The organism is Alcaligenes faecalis (assembly GCF_041521385.1).
GTDB classification, from domain to species: domain Bacteria; phylum Pseudomonadota; class Gammaproteobacteria; order Burkholderiales; family Burkholderiaceae_B; genus Alcaligenes; species Alcaligenes faecalis_E.
The window spans coordinates 2363249-2379642 of the sequence record NZ_CP168006.1 but is presented as its reverse complement, the minus strand read 5'-3'; the positions used below and the strand labels follow the sequence as shown (position 1 = coordinate 2379642).

The 16394-nt window shown below is 57.0% G+C and carries 13 protein-coding genes; 3 read left to right on the top strand and 10 right to left on the bottom strand.

The genetic code is table 11. The features are described from left to right. Positions 1-110 precede the first annotated feature (110 nt). Complete coding sequence (locus ACDI13_RS10690; RefSeq protein ID WP_063690952.1) at positions 111-890, top strand: ABC transporter ATP-binding protein; 780 nt, start codon at positions 111-113, stop codon at positions 888-890. Between the two features lie 340 nt (positions 891-1230). Here the strand turns inward: ACDI13_RS10690 and ACDI13_RS10685 are convergent, their stop codons facing one another. Then, positions 1231-1848: a flavin reductase family protein gene (locus ACDI13_RS10685; RefSeq protein WP_316989327.1), complete on the bottom strand. Its 618-nt coding sequence runs from the start codon at positions 1846-1848 to the stop codon at positions 1231-1233. Positions 1849-2009: 161 nt separating this feature from the next. On the opposite strand from ACDI13_RS10685, the gene ACDI13_RS10680 reads away from it, so the two are divergent. Then, the gene (locus tag ACDI13_RS10680) at positions 2010-2987 is read left to right on the top strand and encodes an AraC family transcriptional regulator (protein WP_316990409.1); all 978 of its coding nucleotides are present in this window, start codon (positions 2010-2012) and stop codon (positions 2985-2987) included. Between the two features lie 27 nt (positions 2988-3014). On the opposite strand, the gene ACDI13_RS10675 is transcribed toward ACDI13_RS10680, so the two are convergent. From ACDI13_RS10675 to ACDI13_RS10655, 5 genes are read right to left on the bottom strand one after another with little or no spacing between them, the layout of a single operon-like run. Then, positions 3015-4607 (bottom strand): NAD(P)/FAD-dependent oxidoreductase, encoded by a 1593-nt coding sequence (locus tag ACDI13_RS10675; protein WP_316990408.1) that lies wholly within the window; start codon positions 4605-4607, stop codon positions 3015-3017. A 1-nt stretch (position 4608) separates the two neighbouring features. Continuing rightward, positions 4609-5220, bottom strand: coding sequence for a flavin reductase family protein (locus ACDI13_RS10670; protein ID WP_316990407.1), 612 nt, complete (start codon positions 5218-5220; stop codon positions 4609-4611). Positions 5221-5245: 25 nt separating this feature from the next. After that, complete coding sequence (locus tag ACDI13_RS10665; protein WP_316990406.1) at positions 5246-6490, bottom strand: styrene monooxygenase/indole monooxygenase family protein; 1245 nt, start codon at positions 6488-6490, stop codon at positions 5246-5248. A gap of 57 nt (positions 6491-6547) precedes the next feature. Continuing rightward, positions 6548-7330 (bottom strand): SDR family oxidoreductase, encoded by a 783-nt coding sequence (locus tag ACDI13_RS10660; protein ID WP_316990405.1) that lies wholly within the window; start codon positions 7328-7330, stop codon positions 6548-6550. Between the two features lie 21 nt (positions 7331-7351). Beyond that, positions 7352-8239 carry a transporter gene (locus ACDI13_RS10655; RefSeq protein ID WP_316990410.1) on the bottom strand — a complete coding sequence of 296 codons (888 nt, stop codon included), beginning with the start codon at positions 8237-8239 and terminating at the stop codon, positions 7352-7354. A 585-nt stretch (positions 8240-8824) separates the two neighbouring features. On the opposite strand from ACDI13_RS10655, the gene ACDI13_RS10650 reads away from it, so the two are divergent. After that, positions 8825-9853: an IS110 family transposase gene (locus ACDI13_RS10650; protein WP_372372445.1), complete on the top strand. Its 1029-nt coding sequence runs from the start codon at positions 8825-8827 to the stop codon at positions 9851-9853. A 460-nt stretch (positions 9854-10313) separates the two neighbouring features. Here the strand turns inward: ACDI13_RS10650 and ACDI13_RS10645 are convergent, their stop codons facing one another. The 4 genes from ACDI13_RS10645 to ACDI13_RS10630 form a co-directional block, all read right to left on the bottom strand. Further along, positions 10314-11891: an alpha/beta hydrolase-fold protein gene (locus ACDI13_RS10645; RefSeq protein ID WP_316989300.1), complete on the bottom strand. Its 1578-nt coding sequence runs from the start codon at positions 11889-11891 to the stop codon at positions 10314-10316. A 108-nt stretch (positions 11892-11999) separates the two neighbouring features. Beyond that, the gene (locus ACDI13_RS10640; protein WP_372372447.1) at positions 12000-13547 is read right to left on the bottom strand and encodes a methyl-accepting chemotaxis protein; all 1548 of its coding nucleotides are present in this window, start codon (positions 13545-13547) and stop codon (positions 12000-12002) included. A gap of 163 nt (positions 13548-13710) precedes the next feature. Beyond that, positions 13711-15327, bottom strand: a complete 1617-nt coding sequence (locus ACDI13_RS10635; protein ID WP_316989302.1) for an EAL domain-containing protein — start codon at positions 15325-15327, stop codon at positions 13711-13713. A gap of 312 nt (positions 15328-15639) precedes the next feature. Continuing rightward, entirely contained in the window at positions 15640-16371 is a 732-nt protein-coding gene (locus tag ACDI13_RS10630) for a DsbC family protein (protein WP_316989303.1), read from the bottom strand. Positions 16372-16394: the final 23 nt, after the last annotated feature.

Genomic DNA, 16394 nt, shown 5'->3' with positions numbered 1-16394 from the left:
TGTACGGGAAAACCACAACGTGAATGATTTGCCTGGCGGCCAGTCTGTGCTGTAATCCCCTCTGCCGCGTCGCGCCGGTCTTTTTTATTTTCAATACGATACCGCTTTCCATGCCCAACCTGCTCATCGAGAATATTCACAAACGCTATGGCTCCCTGGAGGTCCTCAAGGGAGTCTCTCTCAGCGCGGAGCCGGGCGATGTCATCAGCCTGATCGGTTCCAGTGGTTCGGGTAAAAGTACGTTTCTGCGTTGCATCAACTTTCTGGAAACGCCTAATTCGGGCCGTATCGTGATCAAGGGCGAGGAACTGAAAACCCGTCTGGACCCCAAAACGGACGAACTGGTTGCGGTAGATAAACAACAGCTCAAGCGCCTGCGTACCAGCCTGGCCATGGTGTTCCAACACTTCAACCTGTGGTCCCATATGACAGTGCTGGAGAACATTACCGCCACGCCCATTCATGTGCAGGGCATGGACAAGGCTCAGGCCATTGCCAAGGCGGAACTGTATCTGGACAAGGTGGGCCTGTCGCGCGATCTGGCCAAGCAATATCCGGCCTTCCTGTCCGGCGGCCAGCAGCAGCGTGTGGCCATTGCCCGTGCGCTGGCACTGGAACCCGAAGTCATGCTGTTTGACGAACCGACTTCGGCACTGGACCCCGAGCGTGTGGGCGAAGTTCTGCGCGTTATGCAGAATCTAGCCGAAGAAGGGCGCACGATGGTAGTGGTGACCCACGAAATGAGCTTTGCACGGAACGTATCCAGCAAAGTGGTGTACCTGCACGAAGGCCTGATCGAAGAAGAAGGCCCGCCAGAAGAAGTGCTGGTGTCGCCACGCAGCCCCCGTCTGGCGCAATTCCTGGCAGCGGGCGGTTCGTCAAAGGGCTAAAAGAGCCGCCTACGGGGCGCAGAGGAGCTTGACGGATCTGTGGCTGATTATCTGCCCATTGGGTTGGTCGGATTGACCCGTCACCGAGCAATCGCGAAACGGCAAGTTCGCTGAGCCTACCCGACGGCGACATGACGAAAACATCTAAAAGCCGGATCGCCGGGCCGTCGGATCGCCAGACAGCCGGACAGCCGAATGCATATCAACAAGCAAAACAGCCCAAAAACTGCGGCCACACTCTGAGCAAACATAAAGCAAACGGCGCCTTTCGGCGCCGTTATGCATTTGTAGCCATCTCAATGAAGCCGCCCATCAGCGGCTCCTGGCTACAGCCCTGCTATCAGGACTTGGGACGGGGCATATCAAACAAGCCCAGGTCCGAAATCTCGAAGTAATCGCCAGGGCCACCGCCACGCAAAATAGGACGAGGGATCGCGGTACGGTAAATACCGTCCACAATGCTGTTGGGCGACACATGCACGCCAACGACTTCACCCAGCACCATCCAGGTATTCAGATCCTTGCCTTCCGAGTCTTTCAGTTGAAAGTGCGTTGTCACCTTGCACTCCAACGAGGCATGGCTCTCGCCCACACGGGGGGCATCAATCAGGCGGGAATCCACAGGCGTCAGGCCCGCGACTTCAAATTCGCGCACGTCTTGTTCCAGACTGGTCATGTTCATGGGCTCGGCCAGATCACGGCTTGCCAGGTTCCAGGTAAAGACGCCGGTTTCAATGGCGTTGCGAATACTGTCCTTGTAGCCCACGCTGGAAAATGCGATGACAGGCGGGCGGTAGTTGAACACGTTGCAGAAGCTGTATGGGGCCAGGTTCAGCACACCTTCTTTGCTTTTGGTACCGATCCAGCCAATTACACGAGGGCCCACAATAGAGCTGATCGGGTCGTGGCGCAGTCCATGGCCTTGTGTGGGTTCATAGAAGTGAAAGTCTTTCTGCACGGTTCTCTCTGTTAATAAACACAACAAACTAAACGGGACTGCGGGAAATCCCGGTGGCCCACTGATATACTTTACAACTAAAATAAAGCCGCTGCAAACCGTTGAAACTCAAGGTTTTACGTCTCCTTCCTGCCTTTCAGAACCATCTAGGCACATGAAACATGGAAAATAAGCCCGATCACTGGGCACGTGTAGCGTCTGCTGACCTGGAACACGTGCGCAAATCTGTCAGCGACATGTTCAAGTCGCACCAGCTCAAGCAGCTACGTGCCGATCAGACCCTGCAAACCCGGCTGCGCCACGCCCAGTTTGGTCAGGTCGCCTTGAGCCGCCTGGGCTATGGCGCTGACGTACATATCCAACCTGATCATCTGGCCGGCTTCTACCTGGTCCAGATGCCCCAGTACGGCACCGCCACCATCCGCTGCGGTGGCCAAACCGTGGACTCCAGTCCCTACGCCGCCACCATCCTCAATCCCAACGAGGACGTGGATATGGTCTGGCACGCCAATAATGAACAATTAATGCTCAAGATAGACCGCAATCTGGTGGAACAGGCTGCCCGAGGTCTGGGTCTGGATGTCGGCCCGCAAGGTCTGCTGTTTCCGGTACGACTGCAGGCGCACACCCAACCTTCCTGGCAAATCATGCTGCGCTACGTGCTGGACTGTGCCCGCAACTACGAGTACATCCGACGCTCCCCGCTGATTATCAATCAACTGGAACAATTGGCGGTGACAACCCTGCTGGATCTACATCCACCGGCTCAGATTCAGGCCCTGAACCCCACCCGTATCTTGCCGCGCCATTTGAAGAAAGTCGCCACCCATTTGCATGAGCAGGCCCATTTGCCGGTCACAGTGGACGAGCTCAGCACCATTGCAGGCGTCAGCTCGCGCACCTTGCAGCAAGCCTTCAAGGAGCACTATGGCGTCAGCCCCATGCAGTACCTGCGCCAGGTGCGCCTGGATCGTCTGCGCCACGAACTGATCCATTCCAACGAGCCTCATCTGACGCTGGCCGATCTGGCCATGCGCTGGGGCTTTGCACACCAGGGCCGTTTCAGCGCCGAATATCGCAGCCGCTTTGGCGAAACGCCTGGCGAGACCCTGCAACGAGTGCGCGGCGGTCAGCACTAAACAGCCCAGACCGCCTCACCCGTCCTCTCACCCCTTCAAGATACGCTGGGCGGCCAGATAGCCGGATTGACCACCCAGGCCAGGGCCCGGATGCACAGCCGCACCAATTTGATGCAGATTACGCCAGGGCGTCGTGCCACTGCGCGCCTTCTTGTGTCCTGCAAAAGGGCGCATGAAAAAGAACTGATCGGGCGAGCACACGCCGCTATACGGGTCGCCCCCCACCAGGTTCATATTCAAAGCCTCCAAATCCGCCGGGCTGACACTGCGACGCCCGATGATCTTGGCGGCCAAGCCAGGCATGACGGTTTCCAGACGGGCCTGTACACGGTCGGCCATGGCCTCGCGCACAGCTTCATTCCAGCGCCCATCGGCCGGCACAGGAATCTCGCCCGCCTCATCGCCTTTGATGTGACGCGGCAGCTCCTGCATTTGTACCCATAGAATCCAGTGACCTTCCGGGGCGCGAGTCACATCCACCGCCACCGGCTGGCCCACGGCCAAGGTCGGTTTGGCAGGTAGATAGCCATTGCTGGCCGTCACCACCGAGGAACATACCTGCTCCATGCTTTCCGTCACATGCACCATAGGGACATGGCGCAGTTCCGGGTCCACCCAGTCGGGCGGGGAATTCAGGGCAAAGTGAATCTGCATGCCGCCGCGACCATAGTGATAATCCTGGGCGGACTTCAACAACTCAGGCTCTACTTCCGGCAACAAATCGCCGTAGAGTTGGCCGGGCGTCACATTGCACACCACGGCTCGGCGGGCCAGATAGCGTTTCGTACCCACACACACGCCGGTGGCTTTATTACCCTCCACCAATACGCGATCCACGTGAGAATGAGTCAGTACTGCGCCACCCGCGTCTTCAATAATGCGGGTAAACGCTTTCACAATCTGGTAACTGCCCCCTTTAACCACCGGCATACCGCCACTGACTACGGCGCTGAAGGTCAGTTTGCCGATCAAGGCCGAGCTGGCCTCGTCCGGGCCCAAGCCGCTATGCAACACCCAGGGAGCAATCATGGCGCGAGCCAGATCACTGCGCAGATCGCGCATGGCCCAGCGCCGGAAACTTTCCAGGGCTTGCGAGCCAAAGGACATCAAACCGTCCAGACCCCGTTCCCGCCAGGCGCCAAACGCCAGTTTGGCCATGGGCCAGCGGTAAGGCTCACCACCCAGCAAGCCAAACACCAGACCAGCATCCGGGCCAAACATGCGTGCCGCCATGGCACCCAAGGCATCGCCTTCGCCGGGCATCAAATCATTGAAACGACGCACTGTGTCGTCCATGTCCTGACGCAAGGCCAGGGCTGGGCCACCGGGGATGGCCAGACCGGTGCTGTACTCGCCTTTGACAAATTCCAAACCGGCCTTGGCCAAGGGTTCGGCCAGGGCGGCATAAGACGCCCCCCCCATGAACAGGGGATACCAACTAGACAAAACATCATGGGTAAAACCGGGGAACAGCTCCTCGGTACGGATACAGCCCCCGGCAAGCGCATTGCGCTCCAGCACGGTCACTGACAAACCCCGTTGGGCCAACAAGGCAGCGCAGGTCAGGGAGTTCATCCCACTGCCAACAATGACGACATCCGTGCTGTGCGCATCACTCATTTCAACGGTCTCCGCTAGGCGTGGTCAGGTTGGCGAAACGACCACGGTGAAACACCGCAGGCTCGTGTTCGGTCAGCGTGGTGTGGCGCACCACACGGCCAATAAACAAAGTGTGATCACCGCCTTCGTGCTGACGATAGTTCTCGCACACAAAGGTTGCCACACAATCGTCCAGCAGCGGCACGCCTTCTTCCCCATCCACATGCGAGACCAGCGAGAACTTGTCCTTGACCTGGGAATTGGCAAAACCCAGGGCCACGGGCACTTGCTCCTGGCTGATCACATTGATGGCAAAGTGGCTGCAATTTTCAAAAATCTCCAGACTGGGCGAGTGATTCACCAAGCTCCACATCACCAGAGGCGGCTCCAGCGACAGGGAGGTAAAGGAGTTGATGGTCAGACCCACCGCCCGGCCATCGGGGCAACGAGTGGTGACAATGGCCACGCCCGTTGGAAAATGGCCCAGTGCCTGGCGAAACGCACGGCTATCGACCACATTCAGATTGGACGGTGTGGGTTTGGCGTCAGCGGCTGCCAACGCTTGGGCAGACACGGCCTGCCGCTGGTCAGCGGCTTGGGACGGGGAGTCTTGCAGCGTTGCGGTGGGGGTCATGATACGTCTCCTTGAATACTATCTATCAGGCAGCCACAGATTGGCCGCGAGTCTTCTCGATCAATGCCTGGGCGGCATTCAGATCTTCCCAGGCCGGGAACAGAACCGGCGGGTGGTTAAAGCTGTTGGCCAGGAAATGAGCCAGGGCAGGCGACTGCGGGGCCGAGGTCAACAAGGCAAACGAGGACTCGGTTGGTGGCTTCAACATGGAGTTGGTCCAGCGCACCACCAGATTGGCGTAATCCCAGTAACGCTCGAACGTTTCCTGCATCCAGTTACGGTCAAACGCGCCTTCGCCACGTTGCAAAATGCTGTCCAGATACACCTGGGCGGCTTTGGCGGCGTTGTTGGAACCTTGGCCGGTAATGGGGTCGTTCACGACCACGGCATCGCCCAGACCCAGCACCATGCGGCCCGAAGGCAAGGTCAACACAGGCTTGCGTACCGTGGGAGGGAAGGCGCCAGACAGGTAACCCTGGGCGTCGGTCAGTTCCACATTGCGGGCACGGTCGGCTTCCCAAGGCAAGAATTCGCGCAGGAAAGACACGCTTTGCTCCAGGTGAGCCTCGGGAGTCTTGGCATCGCGGAAGCGATCCAACGGGCCACCGGGCACGCCTTCAAACACCATGATGTCGCAAGGACCGGACAGGGTCAGCGACGGGAACACAAAGTATTCGCCCACACCGGGGATGAAGTTGAAGGACACGCGCGAGTATTCAGGCGTAGGCTCCAGACCGTGTACATAGGTCAGGGCCAGAGCGCGCTGGGGTTTGTCGTACATGGAACGCTGATCATCACGCTCGAACAGTTTGACCACCTCGCCTTTACCGGCCGCCAGCATGGTCAGATCGTATTCCTGGGTGATACGCTCCAGCTCGGCCACGCCCACATCTTCCATGATCAGCTTGCCGCCACGCTGCTCAAACAGCTCCAGCCAGTACGGCATTTTCAGGCGCTGGTCGGTGGCTTGGGCTTCACGATCCAGGCGAGCACTCCAGTCCACGGCCTTGGTGTCAGGCTGATCGGGGTTGGGCAAGGCAAAACCGATACCTTGTACGGGAGGGCATTCGTCGTCCCAGAAGTTCAGACCCAGGCGGCGCTCGACGTCCAGCGCCTCGGCAAACATGCACTGACTGGACATCACACGGCCACCACGAATATCGTCAGGACCACGGTTGGTGAAAACGGCTACGTCGTAGCCCTGGGCCAAAAGGCCAAATGCAACGGGCATGCCAGCTTGGCCAGCGCCCACAATAGCAACTTTACGCATGATTTTTTTCCTTCTGAGGGAGCGAAGGACGCCACCCCGGCGGCGTCCTGGTTTTTCTTATTCAGCCAATTTGGGAATGGCGGGTACACCTTGCTCGGGCCCCATGGCCGAGTAACCGCCGTCCACGGCGTAATCGGCTCCGGTCACGAAACTGGCGGAGTCCGACAACAGGAAGGAGACCACTTCACCGACTTCCTGAGGATCACCCACGCGTCCCAGCATGTGAAATGCCGAGGCCACGCGGTCGGTTTTGGCACGGTCGCCCCCCGTCAGCTCGTCCATCACGCGCGACCAGATCCAGCCGGGCGAGACCGAGTTCACGCGAATACCATCAGGAGCAAAGTCCAGCGCCATGCTGCGTGTCAGTTGCAACAAGGCAGCCTTGGAGACCGGGTACAACCAGCGGCCGGTTTGAGCGATCGACGATGAAATGGACGTGAAGTTGACGATGGAACCACCACGCGGCAACAAGGGACGCACGGCCTTGGCCGCTTGCACGGCACTGACCAGGTTGATGTCCAAGGCCTTGAGCCAGTCTTCACGGCTGGAAGCCATACCCTCATCCAGATAGGAACAGGCCAGATTGACCAGGCCATCCACACGGCCAAAATGCGCCTTGACCTGCTCGATGGCGGCATTCAGACTGTCATCGCTGGTAATGTCCACGTCCCAGAATTTGGCTTTGGCGGCATCGTTGCCTACCGCTTTCTGACCACCGGCGGCGTCAATATCAAATACGGCCACACGTGCGCCGTAGCCCATCAGCACCTCGACCACGCCCGCGCCTACACGCGTTGCACCGCCGGTCACGATGACTACCTTATCCTTCAGTCCTTTCATGTCGCTCTCCTGCCGCGGGCCTTAGAAAGGCACCGCCACTTTTACAAAAAATTGTTTTCCTTCCGGACGGCCACGCACACCCAGATCCTGCTGGTACTTGGCCGTAATCAGCAGACCTTTGTCATTGGCGTAACGCAGGCTGGGGCCAATCGCGAAGGCTCGCGCCTTGCTGTCGCCAGCCATTGGGCCACGGTCGCTTTCAATCTGTTGATAGGCGTAACCACCCACCCCCAGCACCAGACCATTGCCAAAACCCCAGCCCACGGCGTAGTCGGCGTGAATGGCCTTACCCGTGCGGGTTTCGGTGTCGCTATTACGGAAGTTGAAGTCCACCATCATCTTCAAATCCCAGTTGATGCCGCTGGGCTGCGTGTAGCTGAACGCAGCAGCGGGCTGAATGGCCCAGTAGTTGCGGCCCAGGTTGGCGCTGTCGGTCACCTTGTAGCGGCCAGTCGGAGCCACAAAGTCCACGCCCAGGATGTAGTGCATCTTCTCGCTGGGGTGAAAGCCCAAAGCAGGACCAAACACCACATCACCCAGACCACTGCGGCGCTGGGACTGGCCAGCAGCTTGCGCCTTGACCGTCAACAAGGGAGCCAGCGCGTGAAATGCCAATTGGCCACCCAACACTTGCTGGTCCGTCACCCAAACCAAACGAGGCGCAACCATCGCCACATCCACTTTGAAGTCGGGAATAGGCAACTTGTCGCCGTTCTGGTCGCGTACCGAGTCATAACGCATGGCACCGCCGTACATCAGCAAGTGAACACCGGGTGGTGGCAGAGCGCCACTCATGAAATTTTCCAAACCGTCGGGATAAATGGGCAGGCCATTACCCTCAATGGCATAGGCTGGACCGGCGCCCAATGTGCCTGCTCCCAGTACAACGGCTGCTATTGTTTTATTGATGTCCCCCACGTCCGTTCTCCTTTTGTTTTTTAGGTATGACGATGAGGCCAATGGTAGAAGTGCCGTTTGTGCCGGTATATCCACTTTGCGCAGCACCTAGCCAATAAGCGCAAGAAGCCGCAAAAGCAGGGAAAACCCCGATTTGATTTAGATTTAAAGGATAAGGTCCGGACAGGTGGGCGAACGCTGTGTTTCAACGGATGCCAGAGATAATTGCTTGCGCCCGTCTGTGCTGTTGGTCACCCTGCCTAGTGATGGGCATGACTACGCAAGCAAATGCGAGGATCCACGAAGAGGCCGTCGATCAACACGATGACCTAAAGACAGGAACACCCCCACCCACCCCCTGAAGCTATAAAACTTGCACATTTGCTCCGCTGCAAGCCGCTTCAGGCCCTGGGGGGCTGGCAGGGCGAGTCAGACTGCTTGCCGCAGGCAAGAGAGAGCGTAGGGATGCAAGCATCCTGCTGCTTGAGCCGGGCGCTTGTACTTGGTCCAATGGGATGGACGCCCCTACCCGCACCGGCATCCTATGTGCCAAAGTGGGCGTAGCACCAACCACTTGAACCGAGCGAGGCGTCCATCATGAAGATTACGACACTGGGTATCGATCTGGCAAAGCACGTTTTTCAACTGCACGGCGTTGATGAACAAGGCCAAACCGTATTAAGAAAACAGCTCAAACGCGACCAGATGGCCACGTTCTTCGCTACCTTACCGGTCTGCCTTATTGGCATGGAAGCATGTGGCAGTGCGCATCATTGGGCCCGTAAATTAGAATCGTTCGGACATACCGTACGCTTGATTGCCCCTCAGTTTGTTAAACCCTACGTTAAAACCAACAAGAACGATGCTGCTGATGCCGAAGCCATCTGCGAGGCAGTGGCTCGGCCTAACATGCGGTTTGTACCGATCAAAAATATCGAACAACAGTCCGTCTTGGCCTTGCACCGGGCTCGACAAGGGTTCGTACGGGCACGGACCGCACAGGCCAATCAGATCCGCGGATTGCTGGCTGAGTTCGGGCTGATCGTCCCACAGGGAATCTCTCACCTGCATACACGTGTCCCTGCGCTACTCGAGCAGGCGAATCAGGAGCTGACAGGCTCATTTCGATTACTCATACTCCGGCTCCTGGATCACTTAAAAGAACTGGATAAACAGGTCCATGAGTTGGAGCGGCAGATTAAAGCCTGGCATAAGGCCAATGAAGCGAGCTGCCGACTTGAGAAAATTGCGGGCATTGGCCCGATCACCGCCAGTGCCTTGGTTGCCACGATCGGCGATGCCAAAAACTTCACCAATGGCCGACAGTTAGCCGCGTGGCTAGGCTTAGTGCCCAAGCAGCACTCCAGTGGTGGCAAGTCCGTGCTCCTGGGAATCAGCAAACGAGGAGATCAATATCTGCGTACCTTGTTAATTCATGGCGCTCGAGCGGTAATCTATCGTGCGCGGCAAGCCGCAGAGCCCACCGGTTGGCTACAACGACTCTTGCAGCGATCTCACACCAACGTAGCGGCGGTTGCATTAGCCAACAAAAATGCCCGTATCGTCTGGGCGTTACTGGCCAATCAACGAACCTTCCAGCCTGACTATACGCCTGACGGCTCATAGTCAGGCTGAACTGAGCTCCCCTTTAAAAACCACTATTAACCCTTCCCCCGATTGCTCAGGCAAGCACGACATGATGGCAAGATAGGTCAGACCGTGGTTGGTTAAACCCGATGTCCCCCAGGCACAACGCAGTGCGCTGGTCCGATTGAGGCACCAACCAGCAAAACCCATCAGGGACCGCCGCTGACGCGGCAATCAAGTCCGAATGTACGGGTGCAATCTCGACCCACTGTCCAACATGAAGTGAGTGCTTGGCAAAACAGGGGCGTCCATGTACGGGGGACCAAGTACCCGGCGAGTTCAGGATGCGCCCGTCGCTCTCTCTTGACCAGGGCACCGGTGCGCAGCACCAGCAAGTGCTCAGCCCAGCCGGAGCCTGCCCCGACTCGAACAGCCCCCCGGTCCAGACTCCTGAGCCCGTCTGTAGCCCGTACCTCACCGCCTATAAGCCCAACTGCAGCTACCTCTTCCGCTCAGCCGGAGCCTCTTCATGTTCAACCCCAAACAAATGCTCCAGCCCCAGCGCCAACGCATCCCTCCACGCCACGAAATCATGCGCCGTCGCACTTTCCACGTAACGCACGTCATACCCCCGGGCCCGCAGCACATCATCCAAATGGCGATTAGCCTGCACCAGGCTGACATCCCGGCTGGAGCCTGAGGACTCAAACACCCCGGCGCTCATATAAATCTTCACCGGCACAGCAGGCGAATCCGCCATCTGCCGCGTCAGCCACTGCCCACGCGCCTGGCCAGCGGGAGCCCACCAAAACGAGCCGGACATACTCAAAACATTGCCAAACCACTGCGGCAAACGCCAAGCCGCATGCATGGCCGCCAAACCCCCATAGCTGGAACCGCCAATCGCCGTCTTGTCCGCTGCCGACTGCACCCCTTGGGCCTGCAACCAAGGCATCAGCTCCGTGTCCAGAAACTGGATATAAGCCTCATTCGGCGGCAACTCCCGTGCCCGCTCCGCCATGCCCGGGTTGTCCACCAGGACTAACCACATAGGCTCCACGCGCCCCTGCGCAATCAAGGAATCCAGCATGGCGGGCGCGCGCGCCAAATCCCGATAGTCACGGCCATCAAACAAAATCAAGGTGTGATCAATGTCCTGGGCTCGAGTGCCAGCAGGCTGATAAATCTGCACCTGCCGCTCCACACCCAAAGCCTCGCTGGGCAGGCGTTCCGTACGCCATTGCCCCTGTCCCAACTGTTGCGACTCCAGACTCACCACCTGGGCCGGTGCCTGCGTCAAACGCAAGACCGACTCGCCATCGAACAGATCCTTGCTGTTCTCCGGCAGCGCCCTGGAATTAAGCGGGTCCCGCTGCAAGGCCGCACGCAACACTTCACGTGCCAGATTCTGGCCTACATAAGGCACATCCGGTGCCATGCGATAGGCAAAGCGGGCATCACGCGGCAAATCGTAGGTGATATACCAGATATCAGACTCACCCAAGCGATGCATACGATCGCTATACGAGAAGGGCCCACCATGCAGACGAACCTCGTTTCGGGCACCGCGCCAGACAAACGTGACGCGATCATGCGTATTGCTGTAGCGTTCCACCAAAGGTGAACCTACACGTTGCACATAGTCCCAGAAACCGCGAGACGACTCACCCGCCCGCAAACGCATGCTCCACTGGCGGATCACATCACCTTGCAAAGGCTCGGCCTGAACGGGCGTTTGCGGCGCTGTGACGGATTTCACCTGCCACTGATACTCACCCTGCCCCAGCACACGCAAACGATACTCGCCTGCTGTACTGGCAATAAAACCAAAAGAACCATCCCGTCCCGGCTCATCCGCCCAGTGACGAATCGCCTGGCCATCCGGGCCGAACAATTCCAGCGCCACATCACCACTGTGCTGCCAACTGCCTTGCACCAGATCATTGTGCTGCAAACTCAGTATGCGTTCATGATGTTCGTGCGCCTGAACCTCACCCTGCGCTGAGGGCAGCGTAGCCGCCCAAGCCGACCCAAACATTCCCACCATCAATACAGCAACAACAGGTGCGCGCAACATACATCCTCCTAAACGCCGGTTTGCCGCAGGACAATCCCAGTACCAAGAAGCAGTATACGATCAAAAATAATCAGCGCCCCCTTGGCTAATGCGAGATATCGCCATTTATCACTCCAGGCGGAAAGCCTGAATCAAACGATCCAGCTCTTGCACCTGGTCCTGCAACTCGCTGGAGGTGTGTGCCACCTGATTCACCATCTCCGCGTTTTGTTGGGTGGCTGAATCCAACTGCCCAACGGCCACATTAATTTGCTCGATACCAATCGTTTGCTCACGGGTAGAAGCGGCAATCTCATGCACAATCGTCATCACTTGCGAACTGCCAGTGACCATCTCGTCGATCACCTCGCCCACCTGTCCCATCAACTTCGCCCCTTCCCGAGTACTGTCGGAAGACGCCTCCACCAATTGAGCAATCTCCTGAGCAGAGGCCGTGGTGCGCTGCGCCAAGGCACGCACTTCACCGGCTACCACTGCAAAGCCTCGACCTTGCTCACCGGCCCGTGCTGCTTCCACAGCCGCATTCAAGGCCAGAATATTGGTCTGGAAAGCAATCGAGTTAATCACCGTCGTAATGTCTGCCACCTTGCTGCTGGAGTCACGAATCGCATCCATGCGATCCACCAGCTCACTGACCATCTGACCACCATGCTGAGCGGTTTTCTGCACTTGGCTGGAGACCTCCTCGGCTCGCATGGCATTTTCTTCGCTCATGCGCACTGTGCCCGTCATCTCTTCCATGGCCGACGCTGTTTCCTGCAAGGCCGCAGCCTGTTGAGTGGTGCGACTGGACAGCTCCAGATTGCCCACGGACAGTTGCGAGGTATCGTCTGCAATCACTGCGCTGCTGTGCTGCAAGGTGTGCATAACGTCATTCAACTTCAAACGCATCTGCTCGAGGGACGCCATCACGCTATTGTCTGGAATCGAACGCAGAGAATGAGCAACCCGCAAGTCACCATCAGCAATGGCTTGGGCAGCGCCATGCAAAACGGTGGGTTCAGCACCCAGCTCAGCAAGAATCTGCCGCGCAAGAAACACGGTAACTGCCGACACCAACACAATAATCAACAAAAACACCACCGAGGAGCTCAGCAGGTTGCTCTGAAAACTGGCCTTGATATTGTCGATATACACACCCGAGGTCAGCACCCAGTCCCACTGGGCCACCCCTTTACCATAGGCCAGTTTGGGAGCATTACTCTTGTCGGTAAGTTTGGGCCAGTGGTACTCCAGAAACCCTTCGCCATCATCACGAGCAATACGGCTCATTTCGGCAAAAGGGTGTACGCCATTACTATCGACCACGGCGCTGACGTCCTGACCATCGAGATCCGGTCGGGTGGGGTTCATAATGGACACGACGTCAGTGGATAACACCGACACGTAACCTTCCTGTCCAAAGCGGATACTGCCGATGCGTTGCAGTGCCTGTTTTTGCGCCTCGTCCTTGCTAAGGACGCCTTTGCTGACCAGTTGCTGGTAGTCCTGCGTAATGTTTACGGCAATATTGACGATATGCTGCAAACTACTTTTTCGCTCTTGCATCTGTGCCTGATAGAGCTGATAGTTCACAAACGCAAAAACCGCCGCCAAAGCCGTCAAGCCCAAGATCAATGGTAACCACAATTTCTGTTTCAAACCCAAACGCATCATATTCCCCGAGCAACGCTGAAAAGACAGGTCCCAGGTATGCAAAAGCCGACCGTGTCAAAGCGGTCGGCCTGCCAGGGGGCCCCATCGAACAAGCTGGGTAACGGCCTCGGGCTTAAAATACTTAAGCAAAGTTACACATAGAGATAATTAATACTAAGGCAGCTTACAAAACACTCCCGCTCAAGCGTCGGGAGGCTTCGTGACCTTGGGCAAAAGAAGGCTCACTGCTGGCTAGCGTCAGCAAGAAACCGTCTTCGGACATTAGCTCCGAGGTCAAACGGCCCTGATAATGCCCCAACTCCAGCCCCAAAGCCAGATCACGCTGCTCCAGGTTATCTACACCTTTAATGACAACCTCAAAACCTTGCTCGCTCAGCAAATGGCATCCGGTCTCCAGCAAAGCCTTGAACGTGGGCTCACGGCATGCGCGCTGAATGACCTCCGCCTCCAGCTTAACGCCACGGATCGGCCAGCCGCGCAAACGGTTGAGCCTGTTGTTTTCAATATCAGTACTCGTCAGCCAGACCTGAAAGTCCTGCTCCTTCAGGAACTGCAGGGCCTGGAACAGTTCCGGCGTTTCTTCCAGCTCCTCGTCGCTGAACAAATCCAGCTCCACGCAGCAAGGCTGCAATTCAAACTGACGCAACATAGCAGGCATGTGCTTATAGATGGGAAGCAGCATATCGACAGGCAGTTTCAGGCCAATATGGCTGGCACGCAGCGAATACTCCTGCCACCAACGACGCACATCGGCCATCAAGGTGCGCAGCATCCATTCACACAAAGCCTGGCGGCGAATCAAGTCCGGCATATGACGCAGCACCAGATCCGAGGACAAACGCAGGCCGGTAGGCGCTGTCCAGAACACCTGAGCATCCACACCACTGTACTGACCCGTACTCGTGGACACACGCAACTGATAAGAAAAAGACAGTGCTTCGCTGGCCTGGAGATCGAGCACATCCAGCGTTTCCAAGGCACGCAGCAGCTCCATCTGCGTAGGCTGGGCCGCTTCTTGCTCGATTCGCGGGGCGTAAAACTCCATAATTTCGGTATCTTGCGGCTCTTGCTGGGCGGTTAATTTACCCGTAAAGGTATAGCCCCAGCCATGCACCGACTTGATCGGCAAGGCCACACCCGCCTGGCTGGCCTTGCGGCGCAAACGGCTGATCAAAGAATCCACGGCACGGCTGTCGCTGGCAGCCAATCCCTTGTCGCGCATCAGGTCTTCACGGCTGAAACGGGCATCGGCATGCCGTATAAATGCATCCATTAATTGACGCTCGCTATGCGTCAGCTCCAGGCCGACACCATTGGGAGCCACCAGCGTCCAGCCCTTGTCTCGCAAGACCCATTCCTGCTGCCCGCTATGATCCTGAGTCTCGTGCGCGGCCTGGGAGGCATCCACAGCCGCATAAACATTCCGGCGGCGCACAGCATGACACCAGGCCATCAGCTCGGGAGCTTGCACATCCAAAGCCAGACAGGCATCTGCCCCCGTCAGCAACAGTTGTACTCGCGCACTGGCAGACAAACCGGACTGAACGGCCACAACGCCCAAAGAGCCGAAGTCATTGCGCAATTTGGCCACCATTAACGGCACGTAGCCCGCCTCGACGGGGAACAGCAACAAATCAGCCTGACTCAGGCGTGCCTCGGCTACCTGCTCCAAGGATCTGACAACGCTTGTCTTGGTACCGAAAACCCGCAATTGCTCCTGCCAGTAATGCAAGCCCTCGCCTTCTTCCAAAACGATCAACACGCAGCGTGCATGTTCCATAAGCGCCTACTATTTAATTATTGTCAGTGCAGCGATGAACCAAGCGCAGGCCGACAATACTATTTTTTATCAATAGTTGGAATTATCACTTCTAGGGTACAGAGCACAAAGTAAAGAATGGTCAAATGTGGCTTTTGAAATTTTTTGTCTTCAAAACAATGCCCGTCTTACCCTCTGAAAGTGATCAGGATTATTTTCCAATACTGTTTTTTTAAAATACCCACAGAGCAAATAATTATAGTTTTCATAACACACGGGCATAAAAAACCCGCTCGAAAGCGGGTTGCTCTAGCTCAAGACCAGCCAGAATACTTACTGGGCAGCAGCGTCCAAGCGCGACTGCAACTGGGCAGCGGGTAACCAACCATCCACACGACTGCCATCGGCAAAATAAATCGCTGGTGTGGCTCGAATGCGCAGCTTCTGCCCAGCAGCCTGTATCTGATCCAAGGGATGCTCACACGAGGCTTTCTCGGGCCGGACCCCATCCCCCATCCACTCACTCAAGGTTTTAGCTGGGTTCTGTGCGCACCAGATATCCTCGGCTTTCCGGCGGCTATCGGGGCCCAGAATGGGGAACATCAGGCTATAAACCGTAACATTGTCGATCTCCTGCAACGTTGTATGCAGACGTTTGCAATAACCACAATTGGGATCTTCAAAAATCACCATGTGGCGACTACCATCGCCTTTCACCAACTTAATGGCCTTATCCAGTGGTAAGTCATTCAGTGAAACACGGCTGAGCTCCTGCATGCGCTGCTCGGTCAAATCAATTCGGTTTTTACTATCCAATAAAGACCCCTGCATTACGAAGTTGGCCTGTGGATCGGTATAAAGCAAGGTTCCGCCGACCTCCACTTCCAGCAGATTGGGAAACGGTGTGGCGCGAATGCCATCCACCGTCACACCCGGGAAAACGGCTTCAAACGCCTGGCGTGTGGCCTCGAACCGAGCGTCTATTTTGCTGGGGCTGGCCGCCTGGACCAGGCCGCACAGCGACCAAAGCGCCAGGGCCAAGACAGAACGAAGATGCAACATCATGATGTACTTCCTTTGCTAATCAA